Raw genomic sequence first — 24,949 nt, forward strand, 5'->3', positions numbered from 1 at the left:
CCGCCCGGCGGCCGCTGGCCGCCACCACGTCCCACATATCCAGGTGCGCCGGCCGCGGCCTGGCCACGCACGCCGACCGCCTTGGTTCCGACCGCTCCGAGCGCGGCCGCCCCGAGCAGCACACCACCGGTGGCGGCCAGACCGGAGCCGCCACTGCCGACGATCGCCACCGCCGGGGTGACCAGCCGCATCAGCGCGGGCAGGACGAAGGCCACACTGCACAGCAGCACGATCGCGACCAGCATCCGCTGCGCCTGATCGGCATCCGGCAGACCCGAGGTGGGCGTGGTCTGATTGGTGTCACCGGCGGTGACGAAGGCGATCATGTAGACGATCGCCGCCACCGGCTTCCACAGCATGAACGCGATGATCCACCCGATCAGCTTCGGGTAGGCCTGGCGGCCGGTGCTGGTGCCCGAGGCCGCCGCCGCGAGCGGCAGCACACCCGCCGCCACCACCAGCAATCCCTGCCGGACGATGGCGAGCACGATCTGCGCCAGCGCGCCGAGCAGCCCCACGATCGCGATGATCAGCACCAGACCCGGCGAAAACGCCTGCAGTTTGGAGGTTTTCACCATCAACTCGGCGAGGCTGCGGGCGTTGCCGTTGGTGGCGTCCTCGATCACCCACTGCGAGAAGCGATCCGAGGCCTGAGTACCGGCCACGATCACCGCACCGAGCATCCAGGAACTGAACACCACGCGGGCGAACATGCGGAAGGATTCGGCCGCCTCACTCAGGGCGGCGCCGCGTCTGGCCTCCGCGAGTCTGGCCCCGGACAGGATCACCGACACGATCAGCAGCAGGATCTGCGCCTGATAGGTGTAGTCGTTGATCTTCTGGAACAACGCGCCCCCGTCGCTGATGCGATCGTTGGGCACCTTCATCCAGAAGGTGAGCGCCAGGATCAGCGCCTCGCCCAGACCGTTCATCAACGAGTCCACCACCTTGCCGAAGGTGGAATCCCAGGCCTTGTCCTTCACCGCGGTCGCGGCGTCACCGGGATGGGTGGCGGCGTTACCGGCCTTGCACGCCGCGGAGGCGGCATCGCCGAGCGATACCCCGGGCAGGCCCAGACCGTCGAGATCGTCGTGAATCTCGTTGCAGGTCTGGTCGAATCCGTAGGTCTGCCCGTAGGCCACCGTCGGGGTCGCGATCATGACGGTGAACACGACCGCGAGGATCGTGACGATGCGCCTCACCATGAGATCCACTCCTCGATGCGTCGCAGGGAATCGATCCGGACCATCGGCTGACTCTCGTGCCTTTCTCGCCATTGCGGTGTTCACCATCGGGTCCACCCCTGCAGGGTGTCGACGTATTGGCTCTGCGTGGCTCTGGTATCGGTCGGTTTGAGCCGCCAATCCCCGTTGTCCCAGACCATGATCAGCCGGATCGCGGCCCACACCGGTTTGCCGTCGTTGACCGGACCGCGGGCGGCCAGCCGGACGATCGCCATATCGTCGGCGTAGTTCTCGATCTGGAACGCATCCGGCGCGACCAGGTACTTGGTGATCCGGTCCGGCTGCTGCTCGGGCAGTTTGCCGTCCTCGCGCGCCTTGTCGTACGCCGCGATCTGCTGGGCCGTGACCCGCACCTGGCGGACGTACAGGTCGCGGTCACCGGGACGCGCGTTGAGCCGGTAGGTGATCTGCGCCGCCGCCAATGCCGCCCCCTGCGGTGTGTGGGAATACCCTACGGCCAAACCGTTTTCGTCGATCCGAGCGGGACCGTCGCTGGTGGAGAACGGCACCGAGGCGCCGTACACACGCTGCCAGCCCCGCGGTTCGGTGGTACCGGCCGGCGCGGCGGTCAGCCAGTCCGGATCGGAAGGACTGTGTTCCTGCGCCGGATTCTGTGGCAGCGGTTGTCCCGCGGGATTGTTCGGAATGTCGACCCGCCGGCCGAACAGATCCGTATCGGGCGCGGCGAAGCCGGTCGCGCCCGAACCGGCCGCCGGGGACGGTGCGGTATCGGCCTGCCGGGCGTCGGAGGACGAGCTGTCGCGGCCGACGTAGACGAAGACTCCGACGATCACGATCAAGGCGATGACGGCGGCGGAGGCGATCACGCCGAACGAGATACCGCCGCGCTCGTCGTAGGTGTCCTTGCCGCTCATTCCGTCACCTCCTGTCTCGAGTCGTCGTCGAAAGTTGTTGTCGCCGTGGTGGGGTCGGCCCGTATCTGAAGAACTGTCACCGGCTCACGCGGGCAGGAAGGTCAATGCGATCGCACTCGCCGAACTGGCGACGATCGCGCCGATCAGGCTCATCACGATGCCGTGCGAGGCGTCGTTGACGGCCATGTCGTCGCGCATCGCCGACCACAGCCGGCCCGCGGAGATGATCATCCAGGCCAGGCACAGCAGCAGCACGCACCACAGTAACCAGTTGATCAGCTGCATGATCGGGGCGATCACGTCCGCGGGCATCTGCTTGTAGGCCAGCACGATCGCGGCGCCCCTCACGATCCGATGACTGCGTTCATGATCGTGCCGGCACTGGTGGCGACGATGCCGCCGATCATGGCGCCGGCCACCATCTTCGGCGATTCCAGACCACCACCGGTCCACTTCTCCCAGGCGAAGCGACCGCCGGCGTAGGTGATGCCCAGGATGCCCGACAGCAGCACGAACCAGGTGAAGTAGCGGACCAGCTTCATCAACTTGTCGGCGGCCGGCGGTGTCTCGGGTGTCGGATTCCCGACCTGAGCGAGAACAACGCCGTACGTCTCGTGTACAGCGGCCAGGATGGTACTCATCGAGCGTCCTTCTCAATAGGTGATCGGAATACAAAGCCGGGTACCGGAGGTACACCGTCGGATACAACCGTCAGCGTGGTCATGGCAGCTCGTCCTTCGGCTGCGAACCGGCGCTGACCGTTTCCCGCACCAGGTCGACGATGCTCATCCCCAGCGCGTCCACCTCGTGCGGAACCTCTTGCAGCGGATCGAGTTTGCGCTTGCGCTGCTGTGGCGGCGGATCGCTCGGCGACCACACCGGCAGCTGATCGGGTTCGACCAGCGTCCATTCCTCGATCCAGGGCATCTGCCACACCTGCCCGGCCAGGGCGCCGACCACATCGCGGTAGCGCCGGATCTCGGCCGGTATCCGGCCGGGGCGGGCGGCGACGGTGATCAGCCCCAGCACCTCGCTCGGGCCGGCCAACCCGGCACGGTGCTGGCGCAACAGATCGTGGGCGCGGGCGAGACCCGCGATGGTCTCGCGAGCGACCAGCACCACGAAGGGTGATTCCCGTTCGAACACACCGGGCCAACGCCGGTGCGAATCCGCCGCAGGCGCAAGCACATGCGCGAGGGTACTGGCTCCGGCGCCACCGTGCACGCCCAGCAACCACACCAGCGGCGCCCGTCCGGCGCCCGGAACCGGGCGGTCCCAGATGGGCGCGCGGCGAGACTCCGCCGGGGCGACAACGCCTGCCGCAGGCGGGTTTTCGGATGAGCGAGGTTCCTTCATGGCCGCGGTCATGATGCCATCCCACTCAGCAGCCGCCGGTAGGCCCTCCGCGTTTCGGCGTCGAGTGCGTTGTGGCGCACCAGTTCTCCACGGGCGAGATGAGTGTCGTAGGGGATCTCGCGGATGTCGCGCACCCAGCCCGTCAGATGTTCGCGCAGATGGTCGGCCACCCGAGAGTCGTTGCCGGGCAATTGATGTGAGACCACGATCGTGGTATCGCCCACGATACCGCCGCCCTGCCCCTCGGTGTGGCCGTCGAATTCGTCGTCGAGCCACTCCAGAGTGACCCGCAACCGGTTGGCCGCGTCGGCGCGAGCCGGAATCGACAGCACCAGAGCGACTTCCGCGTCCTCGAGCAGCGGGCGCAGCTGCCGGGCCGCGATCGGACTGCCGCCGTCGTAGACGGGTGTGTATCCGGCCTCGGCCACCGCCCGCGCCACCGTCAGGTAGGTGGCCCGGCGACGCAGCGGCGAGGCGTCGCGCCACAGCAGGCCGATTCCGGAGCTGGCCTGCGACAGACACTCCTTCAACGGCGCGGGTTCGTCGTCACCGCGGCCGTAGAGCCACTGTTGCAGGCTGATCGGACTCAGATGCTCGTCGGCGCCGCGCAGGGCCAGATCGCTACCGGCGGCCGTGGCGTCCACGGCCACCGTCGCCGTTTCGGCACCCAGCTCGCCCGCGAGACCCAGTGCCGTGGTGGTGGTTCCGGCCCCACCGCAACCACCGACGACGAGAATCGGCCGCGGCAACGTGCCGCCCGCACCGTCGTCGCGCCGTCCCTTGCGTAACCGGACCACCGGCGCCCGTCCACGCGGTCGCGAGCTCGACGCGACGTCCGAATCGGGCGTCTCGTCGAGCCATCGGCTCCAGTCCTGTCCCATCGTCTCAGCTCTCCTCTTACCCGGCCGTGATGCCCGTGATCAGGGTGCGGCCGCCGACCACCGCGGTGGTCACCAACTGCTTGTCGTACGTGGCGGGGGCCGCGCCCGGCCGCCGTTCGGTCACCTCCACCGAATACCTGTTGTCGCTCAACGTGACCACCCGCACGCAATATTCGGTGCCCACCGGAACCGAGGCGATGCCGCGCTGGATGACCGGCGCCGGCGAGACGGCGGCATCGGGGGCGACCACCTCACGGGCCCGCTCGGCCGAGCGCTCGACGTAGAAGGCGTGCTGGAACCACATGATCGCATCGGGCCCGGAATCGGTACCGCCGACTTCGGCGCCCCGGACGACCCGGGCGCTGCGCTCCGTGGGGCAGTGGGCCGCGATCCGGGCCGGCAGGCCGGAACCGGCATCACCGGACGAGGTGAGCCGCAGTATCGGCGAATCGTCACTCGCGACGGGACGCATGGGCAGCGGGGCCGACGACCGTTCGGTGTGATCGCCCGAGCGCAACACGTACAGCGCGAATCCGCCGGCCACAGCCAGCAATAGCACAGCAATCGCGAGCACGAGGGCGACACGGAGCGGACTCGGGCGCACATAATCCCGCAGGGCGGGCGACGCCGCACCGGGCGCCCGCCGGATGATCCGCTGCGCATCGATGCCCTCGGCCGGGCCGGCGCCGCGCCGGGACGGCACGATCCACTCGGTGTCGTCGATGTCGTCCGGGTCGCCGTCCGGGGCGTCGATCCCGCGCGCCACCGTGTTCTCGGGTTCTCCGGATCCCTCCGCATCGTCGTCGGCGCGCGCCGACCGAGAGCGCCGCCGACTCCGAGAGCGACCGTCCTCGGTGTCCGTATCCCACGGCAGCCGGACGACCTCGCCGGTGGCCGCCGGATAGTCGTCGTCGGGGCCGGGTGCGTGGTTGCCCACCCAGTCCGTCCAGCCGCCCACGAATTCGCTGCGCCGCGAGGCCGGTTCATCGGCGAACGGAATGTCGAACGGTTCGGGTTCGATGTCGCGGATGTAGTGCGGATAGCGCGCCGCTCCAGGGTCGGCCTCGTCGTCGACGGCGTCGGATTCGCCGGGATCGGCGGCGGGCACGGCGTGTTCGGGTTCCAGCGCCGGGAACCATCGTTGGGCTTGTTTGTACGGCTTCAACATTCCCTCATCCCCGCGGAGCCGGGCACGTCGTGCAGCATCGTCGGACCCTCTCGGCGATCAGTTCGTGGAGAACGGGTAGTTGTTGGCAGCGGTACCAGCGCGGGACGTCGCCCACGGCACACCACCGGGTGCGGCGTCACCGAGGCCCTTCCCGAACGGAAATTGTCCCGTACCCGACGAATTCGGCGAACTCGACGCGCCGGGTGAGGTCGCCGAGATTCCGGCGATACCGCTGCCCCGCAGGTCAGATGGCATGACGCGGCGTTCCGAGAGGAGCGGAAGGCCGGTGCGGCGGACGGCGGATACGCGTGATCCGCGGCGGAGACCCGACGCGACCGGTACGGTCGCTGCCGAGCACGTCAGCACGGTCAGCATGATCTGACCCCCTTAACCCGCTGTCTGCAACAGTTCTGAGGGTCGAGTGCCGCTGCGACCCGTCCGGCGATCGTCATGTGGATTCGAGTTGTCGCCGACATCGCGCGCGCCCCGAAACGCAATAAACCGTAACAGAATCCGGCGTGCCGCGCAGGTCTACCGACGGGCCACGAAGGGATCCGGATATCGGCCGCGCCAACCTTCCTACCTGCACGAAGGATTCGCTCGCCGCGGACCGACCGCCCGGAATCGACCGGCGGACACATCCCCGGCAACCGTGTGGCGAATCCGGGATGCCGCTCGCGCGGAACACAACTCGCAGTCGATCGCGGCGGCTGCGCGAAAAATATTGCCGGACAATTGCCATGAGCCCGATCGGATACCGTCAGCCGGGAGTAGTTCCGTCGTTATGGGCGGATAGCGGAATTCGCCGGTCTTGTGCTCCCGGCCCCGGAGGTGCGGGCGTCACGGGAACGCACCTCCGCGGCACACGCATCCCGATGCGTCGCGCCGGCATCGCGGACGGCACACTGATCGAGTGAGCAGCTTCCCCGTCGCCGCGGTCGTATGCGCCTTCGTCGGCGCGATGTTGTTCGCCGTCTCCGCGGTCGCGCAGCAGCGCGCCGCTGCCGACGTGCCGGCCGGCGACGCGCTGATCGCCCAGCTGATCCGCAACCCGCGCTGGTGGGCCGGCATCATCGGCGATGCCGGCGGCTTCGTCTTCCAGGTCATCGCCCTGGCGCTGGGATCGGTGCTGATCGTGCAGCCGATTCTGGTGACCGCACTGGTCTTCGCGCTGCCACTGGCCGCCCACTACAGCCGCCGCCCGGTGACGGCGGTGATGTGGGCGCACGCGGTCGCACTGTCGGCGGCGCTGGCCTGCTTCCTCATCGTCGGCGACCCCACCGAGGGCATTTCCGACGCCCCGTGGGATCGCTGGATGTGGCCGCTGATTCTGGTGCTCGGCGTGGTCGCCGCCGCCGTGATCGTCGCCGTCGTCGTCCGCGTCACCGGCCTGCGGGCGCTCCTGCTGGGATCGGCGGCGGGCCTGCTCTTCGGCGTCGCCGCCGCACTCACTCAGCATGTGATCGAACTGTTCGGTGACGGGCCTGCCGCCGTGCTCACCAGCTGGCAGCCCTACACCCTGGTGGCCGCGGGCATCATCGGGCTGTACCTGCAACAGCGGGGCTACCAGGTCGGGGCGCTGTCGGCCTCGCTACCCGCCTTCACCGTCACCGAACCGCTCGGCGCGGCCTTCCTCGGCCTCACGGTGCTCGACGAGCGATTGCGCACCGGGCCGGTCGGCACCGCCGTGGTTCTCGTCTCGGTGGTGGTGATGTGTGTGGCCGCGGTGCGACTGTCCCGGGCACAGGCCGAACTGCCGCCCGCCCCGCCGGATCAGGCCGCCGAGGTCACCCGGTAGACGTCGTAGACGCCCTCGACGTTGCGGACCACGTTCAGCAGATGCCCCAGATGTTTGGGATCTCCCATCTCGAAGGTGAATTTGCTGATCGCGACCCGGTCGCCGGAGGTCATCACCGACGCCGACAGGATGTTGACCTTCTCGTCCGCCAGCACCTTCGTCACATCCGACAGCAGGCGGGTCCGGTCGAGTGCCTCGATCTGAATGGCCACCAGGAACACCGAGGAGGGCGACGGCGCCCATTTGACCTCGATGATCCGTTCCTGTTGTGCGCGTAGCGAATCCGCGTTCGTGCAATCGGTGCGGTGCACACTGACCGCACCGCCGCGCGTGACGAAACCCATGATCTCGTCGCCGGGGACCGGGGTACAGCATTTCGCCAGCTTCGCGACCGTGCCCGGGGCACCGGGGATTTCCACTCCGGCATCGCCGATGGTGCGTTGCCGGGCCGGCAGCGTGGACGGCGTACTGCGTTCGGCCAGTTCGTTTTCCACATCGCCCACGCCGCCGAGCTGCGCCATCAGGCGCTGCACCACATGGTGGGCCGATACCTGGTTCTCCCCGACCGCCGCATACAACGCGGAGATGTCGGCGTAGTGCAGTTCGTGGGCCAGCGCCGACATCGCATCGACGCTCATCAACCGCTGCAGCGGCAGACCGGAGCGGCGGACCTCCTTGGAGATCTGCTCCTTTCCGGCCTCCAGCGCCTCCTCGCGACGTTCCTTGGCGAACCACTGCCGGATCTTGGCCTTCGCCCGCGGCGAAACCACGAAATTCTGCCAGTCGCGGCTCGGCCCGGCGTTCTGCGCCTTCGAGGTGAAGATCTCGACGACCTCACCGTTCTCCAGCTGCCGTTCCAGCGCGACCAGCCGCCCGTTCACCCGGGCACCGATGCAGCGGTGGCCGACCTCGGTATGCACGGCATACGCGAAATCGACCGGCGTCGACTCCTGCGGCAGCGTGATCACATCGCCCTTCGGCGTGAAAACGAAGATCTCCGGCGATTTCAGGTCGAAGCGCAGCGACTCCAGGAACTCGGCCGGGTCCGCGGCCTCCCGCTGCCAATCCAGCAGCTGGCGCATCCAGGCCATATCGTCGACCTCGGCCGCGTCACCGGAATGTTTGCCCTTGGTCTCCTTGTACCGCCAGTGCGCGGCGATACCGAACTCCGCCGTACGATGCATGTCCTGGGTGCGGATCTGCACCTCCAGCGGTTTGCCGTCCGGGCCCACCACGGTGGTGTGCAGCGACTGGTAGACGCCGTAGCGCGGCTGGGCGATGTAGTCCTTGAACCGGCCCGCCATCGGCTGCCACAGCGAATGCACCACACCGACCGCCGCGTAGCAGTCGCGCACCTCGTCGCACAGGATCCGGATCCCGACCAGGTCGTGGATGTCGTCGAAGTCCTTACCCTTGACGATCATCTTCTGATAAATCGACCAGTAATGTTTCGGCCGGCCCTCGACGATCGCGTTGATCCGGCTGGCGGCCAGGGTGTTCACGATCTCGGCCCGCACGCGCGCCAGATAGGTGTCGCGCGAGGGCGCCCGGTCGGCGACCAGCCGCACGATCTCGTCGTACTTCTTCGGGTGCAGGATCGCGAACGCCAGATCCTCGAGCTCCCATTTGACCGTCGCCATGCCCAGCCGATGGGCCAGTGGCGCAATGACTTCCAGTGTCTCGCGCGCCTTCTTCGCCTGCTTCTCCGGCGGCAGGAACCGCATGGTGCGCATGTTGTGCAGCCGGTCGGCGACCTTGATCACCAGCACCCGGGGATCGCGGGCCATCGCGATGATCATCTTGCGGATCGTCTCCGCCTCGGCCGCGGCGCCCAGATTCACCTTGTCCAGTTTGGTCACGCCGTCGACCAGATGCGCCACCTCGGGACCGAAGTCGGCGGTCAGCTCGTCGAGCGAATAGCCGGTGTCCTCGACGGTGTCGTGCAGCAGCGCCGCCACCAGGGTCGTGGTGTCCATACCGAGCTCGGCCAGAATATTCGCGACCGCCAGCGGATGCGTGATGTACGGGTCGCCCGACTTGCGGAACTGATGGGCATGCTTCTCGTCGGCCACGTCGAAGGCGCGCTGCAGCAGCTGCAGATTGGCCTTCGGATACAGCTCCCGATGCACCGTCGCCAGCGGTTCCAGCACCGGCTTCACCGCGGCGATCCCGCGCTGACCGGTCATCCGCCGGGCCAGGCGCGCCCGCACCCGCCGCGACGCCGAAGTCGGCACCGCCGCCGGGGAGCCCGGCTGTTTCATCGGCATATTCCGCGGTGACGGCGCCCCGGGCTGTCCCGCCGCACCGGACTTCGGCGCGGCCGGCCGCGGCGCGGCGGGAGCGGGTGGGGTCGCCGGAGCGGCAGCCGGCGCGGCATCACCGGCCGCCGAATTCCCGGCATTCGCCTTCTCCAGATGCTGAGTCATGCCACCACCTCTCACGCCCCGATCGCCACACCCTAGCCGACCGTCTCCACCGCCAGAACACCCACTTTAGTAGGAGTTTTCTCGTGGGGGCACCGGTCCCGACGGACGCACCCCCTTCGTTCAACCGGCGCCGGTCACCGATTCATCCGTCAACCCGTCCGGGGTCAGCTCGAGCCGGCGGGTGATGCCGATCTCGTCGAGGAAACTCCGGTCGTGGCTGACCACGATCAGCGCGCCCTCGAAGCCGGTCAGGGCCTCGGTGAGATGCCGCAGACTGGGCAGATCCAGGTTGTTGGTGGGTTCGTCGAGCAGCAGGAGCTTGGGCGCCGGTTCGGCCACCAGCAGCATCGCCAGCGCCGCCCGCAGGCGCTCGCCGCCCGAGAGGGTACCCGCCGCGGCATCGGCGGCGGCGCCGCGGAACAGGAATCGCGCCAATTGCGCCCGGATCTGCTCGGCCCCGGCCCGCGGTGCCGCCGCGGAGACGTTCTCGAAGACCGAGCGCCGCTCGTCGAAGATGTCGAGTCGCTGGGGCAGCAGCCGCCACGGCACCTTCGGTGGTTCCGCGACGAGCCGGCGCAGCAATGTGGTCTTGCCGGCGCCGTTGCGGCCGGTGAGGGCGATCCGTTCGGGCCCGGCGACCCGCAGGGTCACCACGGGCCCGTTGGCCAGCCGCACCTGCTCCAGCTCGACCACGTCCTGACCGGGATGGACCCGGGTCCCGGGCAGGTCGACCCGGATCTCCCGGTCGTCGCGCAGCAACTCCTGCGCCTGCTCCAGCGCGGATTCCGCCTCCGCCACCTTGCCGATGTGGCTGTTGCGCAACTTGCCGGCCGAGACCTGGGCCTGACGTTTCCGCTCGGCCATCACGATCTTCGGTTCCCGTTTGGTGTCCCACATCTTCCGGCCGTAACGCAGGCGGCGGTCCAGTTTGATTCTGGCCTCCACCAGCTCACGCGACTGCTTGCGCACATCGCTGCGGGCCTCCCGGATCGCCGCCCGCGCGGCCTCCTGCTCGGCCGCCACGATCCGGGTGTAGTCGTCGAAATTCCCGCCGAACGACCGGATTTCACCGCGCCGCAGCTCCGCGATCGTGGTCACCCGCCGCAACAGCTCGCGGTCGTGGCTCACCGTCAGCACCGTCCCGCCGAAGCCGTCGACGACGTCGTAGAGTCGTTGGCGGGCAACGGAATCCAGATTGTTGGTGGGCTCGTCGAGCACCAGCACGTCGGGTTCGCGCAGCAGTTCGGCGACCAGGCCGAGCAGGACGGTTTCCCCGCCGGACAGGGTTTCCAGGCGCCGATCCAGGTGCGCCACATCGTCGGCCAGATACTGCAGGCCGAGGCGGCCGAGCAGCGCGATCGCCGACTCCTCGACATCCCATCGCGTCCCGACCAGGTCGAAATCGGCGTCGGTCCCGGTGCCGGATTCGATGCGGTGCAGCGCCGCCCGCACCGCCTGGATGCCGAGTACCGCGTCCACCCGCTGTCCCGCGGCCGTCCCGAGGTCCTGGCGCAGATAGCCGAGGCGGCCGGCAACCGTCACGGAACCGCGGGCGGGCCGCAATTCGCCGGTGATCAGCCGCAACAGGGTCGTCTTGCCGGCGCCGTTACTGCCGACCACGCCGATGTGACCGGGGCCGAGCACGGCATCGAGGCCGTCGAAAACGGGAGTGCCGTCGGGCCAGGCGAAGGTGAGATCCGACAACGAAACAGTCGAAGATGACATGTGCACGCTCCTGAGGGCTTCAGCGGAAATGGCGCGCAGAAGTGCGGGCCACGCGAGTGCTACCTCAGAAGAGCAACGGCACGACTCCGATCGACGGAAACAAGAACCCGGCTACTATATTCGGGCAATCCGGCCGGCGCAAGATCAACGTCGTGGTGACGACGCCCACACCACCGGAAAGCGCTGCGGCTCAGTCGATCCGGAAGACCGGGAAGCCGGGGGCGATGGCTACGAGCTCGGCGTCGGAGGCATCGGCGGTGACACCGTCGAAGAACTTGCCGACCTCCCAGCCCCACTTCCGCAGGTACAGCCGCAGCACCGGAACCTTGTCGGCGTCGGCCACTTCGGTGACCGTGAACGGCTCCGCCGTGCGACCCAGCCGCAGTTCTCCGCCACCGGCGATCCGGATATTGCGCACCCACTGGGTCCGCCCCCGTGGCGCGACCAGATAACGCACCCCGTCCGAGTCGGTCAGGACGTTCACCATGGTGGTGCGCCACTCCCCCGAGGTCCGGCCGCGCACCGCCAGCAGTCGCGAGCCGAGCACGCTGATGCCCAGTTTGGGCAGCGCATTGAAGATGCGATTCATGATCGGATCGAGGCCGGTGGGGGCGATGTACCGGGTGGCGCTGGCATTCATGACTGCTCCTCACTTATGAGAGCGTTGCTCTCTCTATGTAGGACTATTCTGCGCCATCGCCCGCCCCTGTGTCAAGAGCAGTGCTCACACTTTCCGCATTCAAGGGCTCTGAACAAATCCGCTGCGTTCGACGCCGTCACGGGGGTATTCGGACCGCATGGACAGATTCAGAACTTATGGGACATATCGCCGCACCGGCGGGCTGGCGGCCCTCGTCAGCACGGTGGGTGGCGTTCTGGCCCTGATCGAAATTGTGTACATCCTGTTGCTGGTCTTCGACGCCAACCAGACCAACAAGTTCTTCACGTTCATCAAGTCGATGGCCGAGCCCTTGGCGCTGTTCTTCCCCGGCCTGTTCGCCACCGGGTCGCGGGATTGGGACATCATCATCAACTACGGTCTGGCCGCAGTGTTCTGGCTCGTGGTGACCGGTATCGTGGCGCGCCTGCTGGCACGCCTGTGAACGCGGATCAGTGCTCGTGGGGGGTGAGGAATTCCATCCGGTGATGGTGCAGGAATTCGAACGCCGGGGCCCAGTGCCCGGTGAACACGTCCTCTTCCTTGCCCACCGCGTGCCGGTCGGAGGCACCCACCCGTGGGTCGGTACAGACCACTCGGGCGGCATGCCGACCCGAAGGTACCGGACCGGTATCGAGATCGACCGATCCGTCGGAACCCACTGTGCGCCAGGGCATCTCGACCCCCGACGCGGTGATCCGGCACTGCACCCCCGGCTTCTCACCGGTGACGTGGGCCGTGATGGTGGCGCCGCCGCGCAGGGCGGCCGAGGGAGTGGCCGCGGCGGTCGCCGCACCGACGACGAAGGCGACGCCCACCGCGCCCGTCAGTACCGCCGAGATCCGAGTACGCCGGATACGGCTCATCGGTGCTGCTCCCCCGCGGACCCGCCCCGGCCCGGGTGCCGACCGCTGTCGGCGTGACGTACTCCGGTATCGCCGCGATCGATGCTGTGATTCATGCGGTTCGTCCGTCGGTCTCCTCGGTGGGCCACCTGCCGCGCGTCAGCATAACGATGCCGTCCGGGGGCCCACAACCGACACGCACCTACACCTGAACGATCGAGGTCAGCGGGTAGTCGCCCTGACGGGCTCGCCCACCCAGCGCCTCGATTTCGAGGACCACCGCGGCCGCGACCACCTGGGCGCCGGCGCTGCGGAACAACTCGGCGGCCGCCGCCAGCGTCCCCCCGGTGGCGAGGACGTCGTCGAGCAGCAGGACCTTTCGTCCGCTCAGATCGATACCGTCTGCCGGAATCTCCAAGGCGGCCGAGCCGTATTCCAGGGTGTATTCGCGGGAGAGCACCGGCGGCGGCAGCTTGCCGCCCTTGCGCACCGCGACCACGCCGGTGCCGAGCAGCGCGGCCACCCCGGCGCCCAGCAGAAATCCCCGGGCATCGACTCCGGCGACGAGATCGGCGTCCGGGGCGCACGAGGCCAGGCATTCGATCACGGCGTGGAAGCCCTCGGCGTCCGCGAAAACGGGGGTCAGATCGGCGAACCGCACACCGGGAGTCGGGAAGTCGTCGTGCCAGCGGGTGAGCCGGCGCGCAACCTCGGCGGTCCGCGCCGCCTTCTCGCCGGCGGACTCGGCCGGTTCCACCATCGTGTGCTTACTCATCTACACCCGCTCCCTCATCTCGCGCCCGAGGACGCTCACCGCCGCAACACCCAGCGGTCCATATTCCAGCCCACACCGGCCTTGGTGGGGCTCGCCACCCCGTTCTCCAACCCCTTCCCGAACGCGACCGTCCGAGGGGTGTTGAACAACGGGATCGACGGCATCTCGTTCCACAGCAGATTCTCCGCCTCGGTGTCGAGACTCAACACCGTGGCCGAATTGTCGTCTGCCGCAAGCTGATCCGAGATCGCATCGTAGCGCCCGTTACCGAAGTGCCCGAAATTCACGCCCTGCCCGGTACGCAGCGCGGCAGTAGCCTCGATGCCCGGCAGCGATCCGGAAGGGCCGACGGCCGCGGCGGTGCCACCCAGCACCGCGTCGACTTTCCCGGTGCTCAACTGCGCGGGTTCGAAATCCGCGGCTCCGGCGTCGACGACGCTCACCCCGGCGGCCTTACAGCTCGCGGCGATCATCTCGACCGTGCGCGCCCGCCGGTCATCGGGGGTGCGGTAGCCGATGCGAATCGTGGGATTCGCCACGCCGGCGGCGGCCAGGGCCCGTTGCGCGGCTTGCGGGTCACCGGTCCGATACTTGTCCGCCGGCCCGCCGATCACCGGGTAATACAGCGAATCGGCTTGGACGGTCCGCGAATTCAGCGGCCCGGAACCGAGTCCGGACTTGTTGTCGAAGCCCGGATGCCCCAGCGTGTCGAACAACGCCTGTCGCGGCACGCAGAGCGCGAAGGCCCGGCGCGCATCGGCGGACCCGAAAACACCGGCGGCGGACAACACCAGCTGCTCGGCCCCGCGCCCGGGCAGCTGGTTCACCGAGAAGCCGCCCAGGCTCAGATCCTTGACCGACCCGGTGGCGATATCGACCACCTCGACCGAGTTGTCCGAGACCTTCTTCTTCAGATCGGCGGTCTTCGGCCACACCACGATGCGCGGCGTGGCGGGCTTGTTGCCCCACCACTTGTCGTTCTTCACCAGCACCAGGCCGTCGGAATCGCTGTAGGACTCGACGCGGTACGGGCCCGAGGAGGGCAGCAGATCGACGTTGACGTCGCCGGCCTTCAGATTCCAGCCGGTATTCCAGAACTGGGCCAGGCGATCCAGGGCGGCCTGATCGCCGGACTGTACGGCGGCGACCACGTTCGGCACCCCCGCGGCCTTGGCGGCGATGTGCGCCGGCATCAGATCACCCGCGTTGAACAGCGTCTTCCAGGCCAGGAAATGATGATCGGGCCGGAAGACGACGGTCGCGTCCTTGGATCCGGGCTGGCATTCCACCCGTTCGATATCGGAGTATCCGGTGGTCGAGGCGGAATCGAACAGCGGCACCGGGCCGCCGGGACCCGGTTTCGTGAACCGGCCGCTGCGCGCGGCCCATTCGAGAACCAGGTCATCGCACGAGGTCGGCACGCCGTCGGAGTACACGCCGTCGCGGCTGAGCCGGTAGCGAATGGTCTGCGCCTCACCGGCGACCTCGTTCGCGGTGCCGTAATCGGTGTCTGCGACCGGCTGCCCCTCCGGACCGGTGTAGAAGAACCCGGTCAGCACGCGGGAGAACAGGGCCGCCGAACCACCCGCGACCCCGGCCGAGCTACCACCGTTGTAGGTGACCGGCACCGCGTCGACGGCATAGCCGATGGACGGCACCTGGTTCTTGCTCGAACACCCCGCGATCACGCCGGTGATCAGTGCACCGGTCGCGACCACCCCGAGCGTCCGTCGTAGCGTCCGCCGCACGTGACCGGACCCCCTTCGCCTCATCAGTGCCGTCTCTTGTGCCGCTTCCCGGTGGGTCGGGCGCCGGGTCTCGGTGCGGCGGAGGCGTTTTCGCGCGGCCGGCCGCTCACCTGCGCGCCCACCGGCCGGCGCCCCGGCGTCTCGCCGCGGATGTCACCGCCGGCGCGCTTGGCGAGCACCTTCCGGGTGTGCGCGGCGACCGGACCGAAACGTTCCTTGATCGATACCAGCAACGGCACCGCGAAGAAGATCGAGGAGTAGGCGCCGACGATCATGCCGACCAGCTGCACCAGGGCCAGATCCTTCAGGGTGCCGACGCCGAGCAGCCACACCGCGACGACGAGCATGCCGATGATCGGCAGAATGCCGATCACCGTGGTGTTGATCGAGCGCATCAGGGTCTGGTTGGCCGCCAGATTGGCCTGCTCACCGTAGGTCCGCCGGGTCAGGTGCAGGACGCCGCGGGTGTTCTCCTCCACCTTGTCGAACACCACGACGTTGTCGTAGAGGACGTATCCGAGGATGGTCAGCAGACCGATCACCGCCGCCGGCGTGACCTCGAAGCCGACGATCGAGTAGATACCGGCGGTGACGATCAGATTGAAGAACAGCGAGGCGATCGCGGCGATCGACATATCGCGTTCGAACCGGATCGCGATGTAAACCATGGTCAGCAGAACGAAGACCACCAGTGCGATGATCGCCTTGCGGGTGATCTGCCCGCCCCAGGTCTCACTGATCTCGGCGACGCTGATCGCATTGCGACTGACCGTGCCGCTGGAATCCTTCGGATGGAACGCGTCGAACAGGGCGTCGGCGACCTTGTCCTGCTGTGCCGCGTCCAGGGTGTCGGAGCGGATCTCGTAGGAGGCCGCCGAACCGGATCCGACCTTCTGCACCGTCACCGGGTCGTGGCCCAGAGCCTGCGCGTAGGTCTGCTCGACCTTGGTCGTCGACATCTCCCCCGTCGCCGGGATCTGGATGCGGGTACCACCCGCGAAATCGATGCCGAGGGTGAACCCGCGCACGGCGATGCTGAGAATGGCGACCAGAACCAGGACCGCGGCGATGCCGTAGTACAGCTTGCGGCGGCCGACGATCCGGAATCCGCCGGTGCCGGTGTAGAGGCGTTCGAAGAATCCGTGCCGCGGCGCCTCCGCGGTCGCGACGCTCTCGTCCACCACTGGTTCCTCCAACACCTGACTGCGATTGTCGCTCATCGTGTCCCCGTCCCTACCAGCGTGCCCGCCGCCTTGCGTTCCCGCGCGATCTGCGCGACCGCGCCCAGGCCGTTCACCGACGGCTTGGCCCAGAACGGCGAGCGCGACGCCAGCATCATCAGCGGCGAGGTGACCAGGTACAGCACGATCACGTCCAGGACGGTGGTGAGGCCGAGGGTGAAGGCGAAGCCCTTCACCTGACCCGCGGCGAGGATGTAGAGCACCACCGAGGCGATCAGACTGACGGTCTTACCGGACAGGTTGGTCCGCTGCGCACGGGCCCAGCCGCGCGGCACCGCGGAACGGAAACTGCGGCCCTCGCGCATCTCGTCCTTGATGCGTTCGAAGAACACCACGAACGAGTCGGCGGTCATACCGATACCGATAATCAGACCGGCGATACCGGCCAGGTCCAGGGTGAAATTGATCCACCGGCCGAGCAGCACGATGATGCCGTACACCGCGATACCGGCGGCCACCAGCGAGAAACCCGCCAGGAAGCCGAGCATGCGGTAGTACAGCAGGCAGTACAGCAACACCGCGATCAGGCCGATCGCGCCGGCGATCAGACCCGCCCGCAACGAGGCCAGGCCGAGCGTCGCCGAGACCGTCTCGGCCTCGGACGTGGCGAACGACAGCGGCAGCGAACCGTACTTCAGCGAGTTCGCCAGTTCCTTCGCCGAGGAGGCGTTGAAACGGCCGGTGATCTGGGTGGTTCCGCCGAGCTGCGGACCCTGCTGCACCACCGGTGCGCTGAGCACCTTCGAGTCCAAGGTGAACGCGACCTGCTTCTGCAGGTAGTCCTGAGTGAGCTTGGCCCAGGCGTCGGCGTTCTTGAAGGTCAGGTCGACCGCCCACTGCGACTGCTGGTTCAACGAGGAACTGGCGTCCTTGATGTCCTGGCCGTCGATGCGGCTCTTGTCCAGCAGGTACACCTCGGTGCCGTCGGTGGAGCAGGTCACCAGGGGCAGATTGGGATCGTCGTTACCGGCCAGCGGATCGGGCTTGCCGCAGTCCAGCGTCTGCATGGCCTGTTGCAGCACCTGGGGATCGGTGCTCTGCCGCTGCGCCTTCGCCTGCGCGATCTCCTGCTGGGTGCGCTGCTGCGGTGTCTGCACGGAGCCGGGCTGTCCGGGCGCCGGCGTCGGAGCCGGAGTGCTCGGCGCTTGGGCCGGTACCGGGAACACGCGATTCTGCGCGGTCTCGCCCGATGTACCGGCATGGGCGCCGCCGGCCGCGTCGTTCGGTGTCGAAGCGCCGGTGCCGGGTTCGGCCGGGCTCGTGCCCGAGGCGCCGGGGGCCGGTTCGGTCGAACCGGGGGCGGGCTGGAGCGCGGGCGGGTTCTGTCCGGGCTGTTCGGCGCCCGGGGCCGGCTGTCCGGGCGGAGTTTCGCCGCCGGGCTGCTGTTCGATGCCGCCGCCGGGCCGGGCCTGACCGGAGTTGAGCACCGGCCGGATGTAGAGCTTGGCTGTGGTGGCCAGCGCCTTGGCCTGCTGGCCGTCCTCACCGGGCACCGTGATCACCAGGTTGTCCCCGTCGATCACCACCTCCGAGCCCGCCACGCCGAGCCCGTTGACTCGCGATTCGATGATCTGCTGGGCCTGCTGCAGGCTGTCCTTACTGGGCTTGGAGCCGTCGGGGGTACGCGCGGTCAGCGTGACCCGGGTACCGCCCTGCAGGTCGATTCCCAGCTTCGGCTCCGGCGATTTGTCACCGGTGAAGAACACCAACGCGTAGATCACCGCGAGCAGCACGGCATAGACGCCGAGCAGCCGCAGCGGATGCCCCGTTCCCTTGGAAGGTGGCACAGTACTTATCTCCTAGGCGGTGAGGATTGCGGCCGGGCACGGTGCGGCGCCTCGTGCCGAGACGGTACGGACACGCCGCAGCGCCGTCGCGGCGCCCGCGAGCGCGGCGACGGCGGGAACGGGTTCAGTCTTTGCGCAGCCGGGCTGCGGTGTCCTCGACGGATTCCTCGACCGCGGGGGCGCCGTTGGTCGCCGAGCCGTTGGTGGCCGCCGAGCCGTTGGTGGCCGCGCTGCCGAGCGCGTCGCCGGATTCGTCGTCCGCGGTGTCGGCGCTCTCCTCGGCCGCGTCCTCGGCCGGGCGCACGTCGCGGATCGCGGCACGCAACCAGGTGGTCACCACATCTTCGGCGATCTCCAGATCGACGGTCTCGTCGTCGAGATCGACCACGGTGCCGTACAGGCCGGAAGTGGTGGTGACCCGGTCACCGACCTTCACGCCTTCCTGCATGGCGGCGACCTTCTCCGCTTCACGCTTCTGGCGGCGGACACCGAGGAACATCGGCACGAGCAGAACTACCAGTAGCAGCGGAAACAGCAGGTTCGCCATCGTCGTAGTCGGTCCTAGGTTGTGGGTGGAATGGGCTGTACCCACACAGTCTGCCAGCAACCTGGAATATCGCCACACCCGCGGTGGGTGCGGCGGCGGCGCACCACCCGGCACACCGCCGCCGATCAGGCCGCCGGAGCCTCGTACAGGTAGTCGTCGAGCGGGAACTTCACCGCCTCACGATGGGTCGTGACGGTGCTGTTCGGCCGCAGCAGGGCGGCCTCGCCGTGCTGATTGAAGTAGTAGCTGCGCGCCGAGGAGCAGCTACCGGCGTAGAACACCGAGGAGGCGAGCTTGTCGGTCACGTAGTCCAGGAACCGCGCATTGGCCTCCTCTCGCACTTCGAAGACCTCCGCACCGCGACGGCGCACCTCTCGCAGCAGCCGATCCATATGCTTCATCTGCGCCTCGATGGTGGTGAAGTACGACAGGCCGCTGTAGGAGTACGGGCTGTTGAGGCTGAAGAAATTCGGGAACTTCGGCACCGTGATGCCCTCGTAGGCTTGGAATCGGTTGTCGCGCCAGTACTTTCCGAGGTTCACCCCGTCCCGGCCAATGATCTCGATGGCCGGGAAATTGACATCCCACAGGTTGAATCCGGTCGCCAGGATGAGCGTATCGATCTCGGTCTTGCGCCCGTCGGCGGTGACGATGCCGTCGGGCTCGACGTGGTCGATCGCGTTCGTCTCGAGCCGCACGTGCGGTTCGTTGAAGGTCTTGAAATAGGTGTTGGAGAACGTCGGGCGCTTACAGCCGAAGTCGTAGTGCGGGGTCAGCTTCGCCCGGGTCTGCTTGTCGCGGACCTGCGCGCGCAGATGCGCCTTGGCCAGCAAGGCGGCACCCGCGTTGCCGATCCTGGCCTGCTTGTAGTGCAGAACGCCGGTGACCATCAGCAGTTCCAGGGCACCGGTGTTCACGAGCCGGGCGGCCTTCTGGGTCAGCGGCACCTTCTCGAACAGCTGCTGCACCGGCTTCGGGATCACCGTGTCCACCTTGGGCACAACCCAGATCGGCGTGCGCTGGAAGACGGTCAGCTCGGCGACCTTCTTCGCCGCCTCCGGCACCAGTTGCACGGCGGTGGCACCGGTGCCGATGACCGCGGCCCGGCGGCCGGTGAGGTCGAAGTCGTCCTCCCAGGCGGTGGTGTGGATGATCTTGCCCGCGAAATCCTCGATTCCCGGGAACGGCGGGGTGTACGGCTGGGACAGGAATCCGGTCGCCGTCAGGAGGTAGCGGCCGGTCAGCGTTTCGCCGCCCTCGATCGAGACCACCCAGTGCCGATGTTCGGCGTCCCAGCGGGCGCCACCGACGACCTGATCGAACCGCATCCGGCGGCGCAGATCGTATTTGTCGGCCACGTGCTCGGCGTACTTCTTCAGTTCCGCGCCGGGGGCGAACAGCCGCGACCAGTGCGGATTCGGCTCGAAGGAGTACGAGTAGGTCACCGAGGCGATATCGACCGCCAGGCCCGGGTAGTGGTTGACGTGCCAGGTGCCGCCGAGATCGTCCTCGCGCTCCAGGATCACGAAATTGCTCAGCCCCAGCCGGTCGAGCTGAATCCCGGCTCCCATCCCACCGAATCCCGCACCGACCACGATGGCGTCGTATCGAGGTGCCACGCCGAACCTCCCTGTTACCTCACCGAATCGAGCGGAATGACACATCATTCCGTTTCGGAACACCGTATCATCGGCGTCGTGCCGAAGTCACCCACGCATGCAGAACGCCGTAAGGCCGAATTGCGGCAGCAGATCATCGACACCGCCTTCGCCTGTTTCGCCGAGAAGGGCTACCACGCCACCGGTATCGCCGATATCGCCGCCGAGCTCGGCATCGGGCACGGCACCTTCTACCGCTATTTCGAGAACAAACGCGACATCATCGACCACGTCATCGACGATCTGGCCGCCCGCATCATCGAGGCGCTGGGGACCGAGAACGCGCCCGACGCCGCGACCTCGTTGGCGGAATACCGGCACCAGCTCGACCGGATCGGCGTCGCGCTGCACCGGATCTTCCTGGCGGATCGCCGGGTCGCGCAGCTGCTGCTGTTCCAGGCCACCGGCATCGACCCGGAATTGACCATGCGTCTGTACGGACTGCTCGACACCGCGGACGCGCTGACCGCCGGATACCTCGAGCACGGTGTGGAATTGGGTTATCTGCGTGCCGATCTGGATACGGCCAACACCGCCAAGGCGGTCACCGGCATGCTCCTGGCGGCAATCGTGCACGGGCTGCGCAATCCGGACCCGGAAGCCACCGCCGGACTCGCCCAGGCCATTCCGCGGTTGTTGATCGACGGGGTGCGCGCCGGCTGAGCCGGATCTTGTAACAATGTGCGGGTGACGCCGGAGTATGTGCGAGGGATCCGTTTCGGCCGGGCTCCGATCGGGCACCGCGGCTACGACCCCACCGAGGTCGACGCGTTCTGCGCCACCGTGGCCGACGCGTTGGCCGGGCGAATCCCGTTGACGGCGGCCGATATTCGCGACCGCGAGTTCTCGCTCGCCGCGCCGGGACGCCGGGACTACGACCGCACCGAGGTGGACGCATTCCTCGATCGGGTCTGCGTGGATCTGGAGCGCGGGCGCGTCGGACCGTTGCGTACCGCCACGGCCGCGCCGCTGACCGCCGACGACGTGCGCCGGCTGCGATTCTCGGCGCCGCCCGCGGGCCGCGCCGGATATGTGGCCGACGAGGTGGACACCTTCCGCGACCGGATGGCGACCCTGCTGGCCGGCCTCGCGGGCCCGGGACCGGTGCCGCTGCGTCCCGAATTCACTACTGCCACACCGGGAATCCGCGCCTACCACGTCGACGAGGTGGACGCCTTCGTCGCCGCGGTGGCCGCGTCCGCTGCCGCGAACCCGGCCTGATCACCGCCGCCCGGATCAGTCGAACAGATCGAGCGTGGGCTGGGTCTCGCGACCGCGGACCTCGATGGATCCGAACACCAGATCCGGCGGCGGGACCAAGCCCAGATGCTCCCATGCCGCAGCGGTGGCGACCCGGCCACGTGGGGTACGCGCGACCATGCCGGCCCGGACCAGGAACGGTTCACAGACCTCTTCGACCGTGGCGGCCTCCTCCCCCACCGCGACCGCGAGCGTCGAAACGCCCACCGGGCCACCGCCGAACCCGCGCACCAGCGCGCCGAGCACGGCTCGGTCGAGCCGATCCAGCCCGAGCGAGTCGACGTCGTACACCGCGAGCGCGGCCTGCGCGATCTCGCGAGTGACCAGGCCGTCGGCCCGGACCTCGGCATAGTCGCGCACCCGGCGCAGCAGCCGGTTGGCGATCCGCGGCGTGCCGCGGGAGCGGCCGGCGATCTCGGCCGCGGCGTCGGGCTCGATGCGGACGCCGAGAATGGCGGCCGAGCGCTGCAGAATACGCTGCAATTCCTCGGGTTCGTAGAAGTCCATATGGCCGGTGAACCCGAACCGGTCACGCAGCGGGCCGGTCAGCGCACCCGAGCGGGTGGTGGCGCCGACCAGCGTGAACGGGGCGATCTCCAAGGGAATCGAGGTCGCGCCCGGACCCTTGCCGACGACGACGTCGACCCGGAAGTCCTCCATCGCCAGATACAGCATCTCCTCGGCCGGGCGGGCCATGCGGTGGATCTCGTCGATGAACAGCACATCGCCCTCGACCAGGTTGCTCAGCATCGCCGCCAGATCTCCGGCCCGTTCGAGGGCCGGGCCGGAGGTGATGCGCAGGGCGGTGCCGAGTTCGGCCGCGATGATCATGGCCATACTCGTCTTGCCGAGCCCCGGCGGCCCGGAGAGCAGGACGTGGTCGGGAGTACCGCCGCGCTGGGTGGCGCCGCGCAGCACCAGTGCCAACTGTTCGCGCACGCGCGACTGGCCGATGAAATCGTCGAGCGATTTCGGCCGGAGCCCGGCCTCGATATCGCCGTCGGACTTCAGGTAGTTCGCCGTCACCGGGGATTCGTCGCCCTCGGATACCGCACCGGCGGAAGGGAATTCGGTGTCGTCCGGCATCCGGCTCACCGATTCCGGCCGAGGATCGCCAGGGCGGCCCGCAACGCCTGCGAGGTACCGAGTTCGGGTTGTTCGGCGAGCACACCGTCGACGGCCGGTTCGGCCTGCTTGATCGGGAAGCCGAGCCCGGTCAGCGCTTCGACGACCTGATCTCGCACCGGCGTCACCACCGGTGCCGGACCGGCACCGGCCGGTGCGGACTGGACCGGCACCAGATTCACCTTGTCCCGCAATTCGACGACCATGCGCTCGGCGCCCCGTTTGCCGATTCCGGGTACCCGGGTCAGCGCCGCGACGTTGCTCTCCGCCAAGGCCTTTCGCAACGCCTCCGGCTCCAGCACGGCGAGCACGGCCATCGCCAGCCGGGGCCCCACCCCGGAGACCGTCTGCAACAGCCCGAACAGATCGCGCGCCTCGGTATCGGCGAATCCGTACAGCGTCATCGAGTCCTCACGCACGATCATCGCCGTGTAGAGGCGGGCTTCGTCGCCACGCGTCAGGCCCGCCAGCGTCGAGGGGGTGGCATTGAGCCGATAGCCGACGCCGGCGGCCTCCAGCACCGCGTGGTCGAGGCCGATCTCGAGCACCTCTCCGCGTACCGACGCGATCACTTGGTCACCGCCTTCCGTTGCTGGGCAAGCCGTTCGGCGTATCTGCGCCGCGCCTGCTCGGCCTGCGCCTCCGCTTTCGCCATCCGCTCCAGCATCGGCGCGCGCCAGCAGTGGCAGATCGCCAGCGCCAGGGCGTCGGCCGCATCGGCCGGCTTCGGCGCCGTCGACAAGCCTAGGATGCGGGTCACCATCGCGGTCACCTGAGCCTTGTCGGCCGAACCGTTCCCGGTGACCGCGGCCTTCACCTGGCTCGGCGTATGGAAGGCGACCGGAATCCCGCGCCGGGCCGCGGCCAGCGCGATCACGCCGCCCGCCTGCGCGGTGCCCATCGCGGTACGGACGTTGTGCTGGGAGAAGACCCGCTCGATGGCGACGGCCTCGGGCCGGTGGGTGTCCATCCAGTATTCGGCGGCGTCGGCGACGCCCAGCAGGCGCTGGGCGAGGTCCATATCGGCCGGGGTGCGTACCACATCCACATCCAGTGCGGTGACCTGCCGCCCCAGCCCGCCTTCGACGAGGCTCAACCCACAGCGCGTGAGCCCGGGGTCGACACCCATCACCCGCACGAAATGCACCCCTCGGACAGTCGCGAACAATTGTTCGAAGTGTAGCGGAGGCCGTCGACTGCTCCGGCCAGCGACACAGGATCACCGGCCTCACGCGTACGCGGAACCGGTCCCGCCCCGCACGGACTCGGCGGGTGGCCGCTAACCCACGACGTTCTCGAATGCCCCGTAGGCGGTGGCGTCGAACAGGACGAAGCGAACTTCCCGCACCGAAGTCGGCGTCTCGCGCACGGTACGCACCGCGATCCGGGCCCCGTCGTCGATCGGCCAGCCGTACACGCCGGTGGAGATCGCCGGGAAGGCGATCGTACGCGCCGCCAATTCGTCTGCGACACGCAATGATTCGCGATAGCAGGACGCCAGCAGGCCGGAGCGGTCGTCGTTCGCCGCCCAGACCGGGCCGACGGTGTGGATCACCCAGCGGGCGGGCAGGTCACCGGCGGTCGTCGGCACGGCCGCGCCGGTGGGCAGGCCGTCCGGATAGGTCGTGGCCCGCAGCTGTTTGCAGGCGGCGAGGATGTCCGGTCCACCCCGCCGGTGGATCGCACCATCGACACCCCCGCCACCCAGTAATCCGGAGTTGGCGGCGTTGACGACGGCATCCACATCTTGTTCGGTGATATCACCGCGCACCAGCACGATCTCGGCCATTCAGCCATTGTGCCCGCCTCGGTTCCGGCGGCGCGGGAGATCG

Annotated in this window: 25 protein-coding genes; 4 read left to right on the forward strand and 21 right to left on the reverse strand. The window is 68.3% G+C overall.

The window, feature by feature from the left end:
• The 7 genes from ON37_RS15045 to ON37_RS33675 all read right to left on the reverse strand — a co-directional run.
• Positions 1-1,205: hypothetical protein (locus tag ON37_RS15045; protein ID WP_040720192.1), on the reverse strand; the 1,205-nt coding region annotated here is incomplete at its 3' end.
• 80 nt (positions 1,206-1,285) lie between these two features.
• Positions 1,286-2,119 (reverse strand): DUF8175 domain-containg protein, encoded by an 834-nt coding sequence (locus ON37_RS15050; protein ID WP_040720155.1) that lies wholly within the window; start codon positions 2,117-2,119, stop codon positions 1,286-1,288.
• A gap of 84 nt (positions 2,120-2,203) precedes the next feature.
• A complete protein-coding gene (locus tag ON37_RS15055; protein WP_306306480.1) occupies positions 2,204-2,467 on the reverse strand; it encodes a hypothetical protein in 264 nt (87 codons plus the stop codon).
• Positions 2,464-2,760, reverse strand: a complete 297-nt coding sequence (locus ON37_RS15060; protein WP_030513931.1) for a hypothetical protein — start codon at positions 2,758-2,760, stop codon at positions 2,464-2,466. The genes ON37_RS15055 and ON37_RS15060 overlap by 4 nt, the downstream gene beginning before the upstream one ends.
• Positions 2,761-2,839: 79 nt before the next feature.
• Entirely contained in the window at positions 2,840-3,487 is a 648-nt protein-coding gene (locus ON37_RS15065; RefSeq protein ID WP_040720157.1) for a hypothetical protein, read from the reverse strand.
• On the reverse strand, positions 3,484-4,356 hold the full coding sequence (locus tag ON37_RS15070; RefSeq protein ID WP_040720159.1) for a MinD/ParA family ATP-binding protein: 873 nt from the start codon (positions 4,354-4,356) through the stop codon (positions 3,484-3,486). Before ON37_RS15070 ends, ON37_RS15065 begins: the two co-directional genes overlap by 4 nt.
• 16 nt (positions 4,357-4,372) lie before the next feature.
• The gene (locus ON37_RS33675; protein WP_051031615.1) at positions 4,373-5,524 is read right to left on the reverse strand and encodes a DUF8176 domain-containing protein; all 1,152 of its coding nucleotides are present in this window, start codon (positions 5,522-5,524) and stop codon (positions 4,373-4,375) included.
• Positions 5,525-6,437: 913 nt separating this feature from the next.
• Here ON37_RS33675 and ON37_RS15080 point away from each other — a divergent pair.
• Entirely contained in the window at positions 6,438-7,322 is an 885-nt protein-coding gene (locus ON37_RS15080) for a DMT family transporter (protein ID WP_040720161.1), read from the forward strand.
• Here the strand turns inward: ON37_RS15080 and ON37_RS15085 are convergent.
• The 3 genes from ON37_RS15085 to ON37_RS15095 form a co-directional block, all read right to left on the reverse strand.
• Positions 7,298-9,748 carry a RelA/SpoT family protein gene (locus ON37_RS15085; RefSeq protein WP_040720163.1) on the reverse strand — a complete coding sequence of 817 codons (2,451 nt, stop codon included), beginning with the start codon at positions 9,746-9,748 and terminating at the stop codon, positions 7,298-7,300. The genes ON37_RS15080 and ON37_RS15085 overlap by 25 nt on opposite strands.
• 120 nt (positions 9,749-9,868) lie before the next feature.
• Positions 9,869-11,473 carry an ABC-F family ATP-binding cassette domain-containing protein gene (locus ON37_RS15090; RefSeq protein ID WP_040720164.1) on the reverse strand — a complete coding sequence of 535 codons (1,605 nt, stop codon included), beginning with the start codon at positions 11,471-11,473 and terminating at the stop codon, positions 9,869-9,871.
• 190 nt (positions 11,474-11,663) lie between these two features.
• Positions 11,664-12,113 (reverse strand): nitroreductase/quinone reductase family protein, encoded by a 450-nt coding sequence (locus ON37_RS15095; RefSeq protein WP_040720165.1) that lies wholly within the window; start codon positions 12,111-12,113, stop codon positions 11,664-11,666.
• A 157-nt stretch (positions 12,114-12,270) separates the two neighbouring features.
• Between ON37_RS15095 and ON37_RS15100 the strand changes: the two genes are divergently transcribed.
• Positions 12,271-12,576 carry a hypothetical protein gene (locus tag ON37_RS15100; protein WP_051031616.1) on the forward strand — a complete coding sequence of 102 codons (306 nt, stop codon included), beginning with the start codon at positions 12,271-12,273 and terminating at the stop codon, positions 12,574-12,576.
• Between the two features lie 7 nt (positions 12,577-12,583).
• Here the strand turns inward: ON37_RS15100 and ON37_RS15105 are convergent, their stop codons facing one another.
• The 7 genes from ON37_RS15105 to ON37_RS15140 all read right to left on the reverse strand — a co-directional run bounded on the left by ON37_RS15105 (position 12,584) and on the right by ON37_RS15140 (position 20,693).
• Positions 12,584-12,997, reverse strand: a complete 414-nt coding sequence (locus ON37_RS15105; RefSeq protein WP_040720167.1) for a hypothetical protein — start codon at positions 12,995-12,997, stop codon at positions 12,584-12,586.
• 181 nt (positions 12,998-13,178) lie between these two features.
• Positions 13,179-13,736: an adenine phosphoribosyltransferase gene (locus ON37_RS15115; protein ID WP_040720198.1), complete on the reverse strand. Its 558-nt coding sequence runs from the start codon at positions 13,734-13,736 to the stop codon at positions 13,179-13,181.
• A 50-nt stretch (positions 13,737-13,786) separates the two neighbouring features.
• Positions 13,787-15,523 (reverse strand): ABC transporter substrate-binding protein, encoded by a 1,737-nt coding sequence (locus tag ON37_RS15120; RefSeq protein ID WP_040720171.1) that lies wholly within the window; start codon positions 15,521-15,523, stop codon positions 13,787-13,789.
• A complete protein-coding gene (gene secF / locus ON37_RS15125) occupies positions 15,523-16,719 on the reverse strand; it encodes a protein translocase subunit SecF (RefSeq protein WP_040720172.1) in 1,197 nt (398 codons plus the stop codon). Before secF ends, ON37_RS15120 begins: the two co-directional genes overlap by 1 nt.
• Positions 16,716-18,527, reverse strand: a complete 1,812-nt coding sequence (gene secD, locus ON37_RS15130) for a protein translocase subunit SecD (protein ID WP_040720174.1) — start codon at positions 18,525-18,527, stop codon at positions 16,716-16,718. The genes secF and secD overlap by 4 nt, the downstream gene beginning before the upstream one ends.
• A gap of 124 nt (positions 18,528-18,651) precedes the next feature.
• Positions 18,652-19,074 carry a preprotein translocase subunit YajC gene (gene yajC, locus ON37_RS15135; protein ID WP_040720175.1) on the reverse strand — a complete coding sequence of 141 codons (423 nt, stop codon included), beginning with the start codon at positions 19,072-19,074 and terminating at the stop codon, positions 18,652-18,654.
• 125 nt (positions 19,075-19,199) lie between these two features.
• Positions 19,200-20,693 carry a flavin-containing monooxygenase gene (locus tag ON37_RS15140; RefSeq protein WP_040720177.1) on the reverse strand — a complete coding sequence of 498 codons (1,494 nt, stop codon included), beginning with the start codon at positions 20,691-20,693 and terminating at the stop codon, positions 19,200-19,202.
• Between the two features lie 36 nt (positions 20,694-20,729).
• Here ON37_RS15140 and ON37_RS15145 point away from each other — a divergent pair, with 36 nt between their 5' ends.
• Positions 20,730-21,395, forward strand: a complete 666-nt coding sequence (locus tag ON37_RS15145) for a TetR/AcrR family transcriptional regulator (RefSeq protein WP_051031618.1) — start codon at positions 20,730-20,732, stop codon at positions 21,393-21,395.
• 24 nt (positions 21,396-21,419) lie between these two features.
• Positions 21,420-21,953, forward strand: coding sequence for a DivIVA domain-containing protein (locus ON37_RS15150; RefSeq protein ID WP_051031619.1), 534 nt, complete (start codon positions 21,420-21,422; stop codon positions 21,951-21,953).
• 15 nt (positions 21,954-21,968) lie between these two features.
• On the opposite strand, the gene ruvB is transcribed toward ON37_RS15150, so the two are convergent.
• From ruvB to ON37_RS15170, 4 genes are all read right to left on the reverse strand, one after another.
• A complete protein-coding gene (gene ruvB / locus ON37_RS15155) occupies positions 21,969-23,078 on the reverse strand; it encodes a Holliday junction branch migration DNA helicase RuvB (protein ID WP_040720179.1) in 1,110 nt (369 codons plus the stop codon).
• A 5-nt stretch (positions 23,079-23,083) separates the two neighbouring features.
• Entirely contained in the window at positions 23,084-23,689 is a 606-nt protein-coding gene (gene ruvA, locus ON37_RS15160; protein ID WP_040720181.1) for a Holliday junction branch migration protein RuvA, read from the reverse strand.
• Positions 23,686-24,255: a crossover junction endodeoxyribonuclease RuvC gene (gene ruvC / locus ON37_RS15165; protein WP_040720204.1), complete on the reverse strand. Its 570-nt coding sequence runs from the start codon at positions 24,253-24,255 to the stop codon at positions 23,686-23,688. The genes ruvA and ruvC overlap by 4 nt, the downstream gene beginning before the upstream one ends.
• Before the next feature lie 141 nt (positions 24,256-24,396).
• Positions 24,397-24,906, reverse strand: coding sequence for an O-acetyl-ADP-ribose deacetylase (locus ON37_RS15170; RefSeq protein ID WP_040720183.1), 510 nt, complete (start codon positions 24,904-24,906; stop codon positions 24,397-24,399).
• Positions 24,907-24,949 lie beyond the last annotated feature (43 nt).

It is taken from the genome of Nocardia veterana NBRC 100344, from assembly GCF_000308855.1.
GTDB classification, from domain to species: Bacteria; Actinomycetota; Actinomycetes; order Mycobacteriales; family Mycobacteriaceae; genus Nocardia; species Nocardia veterana.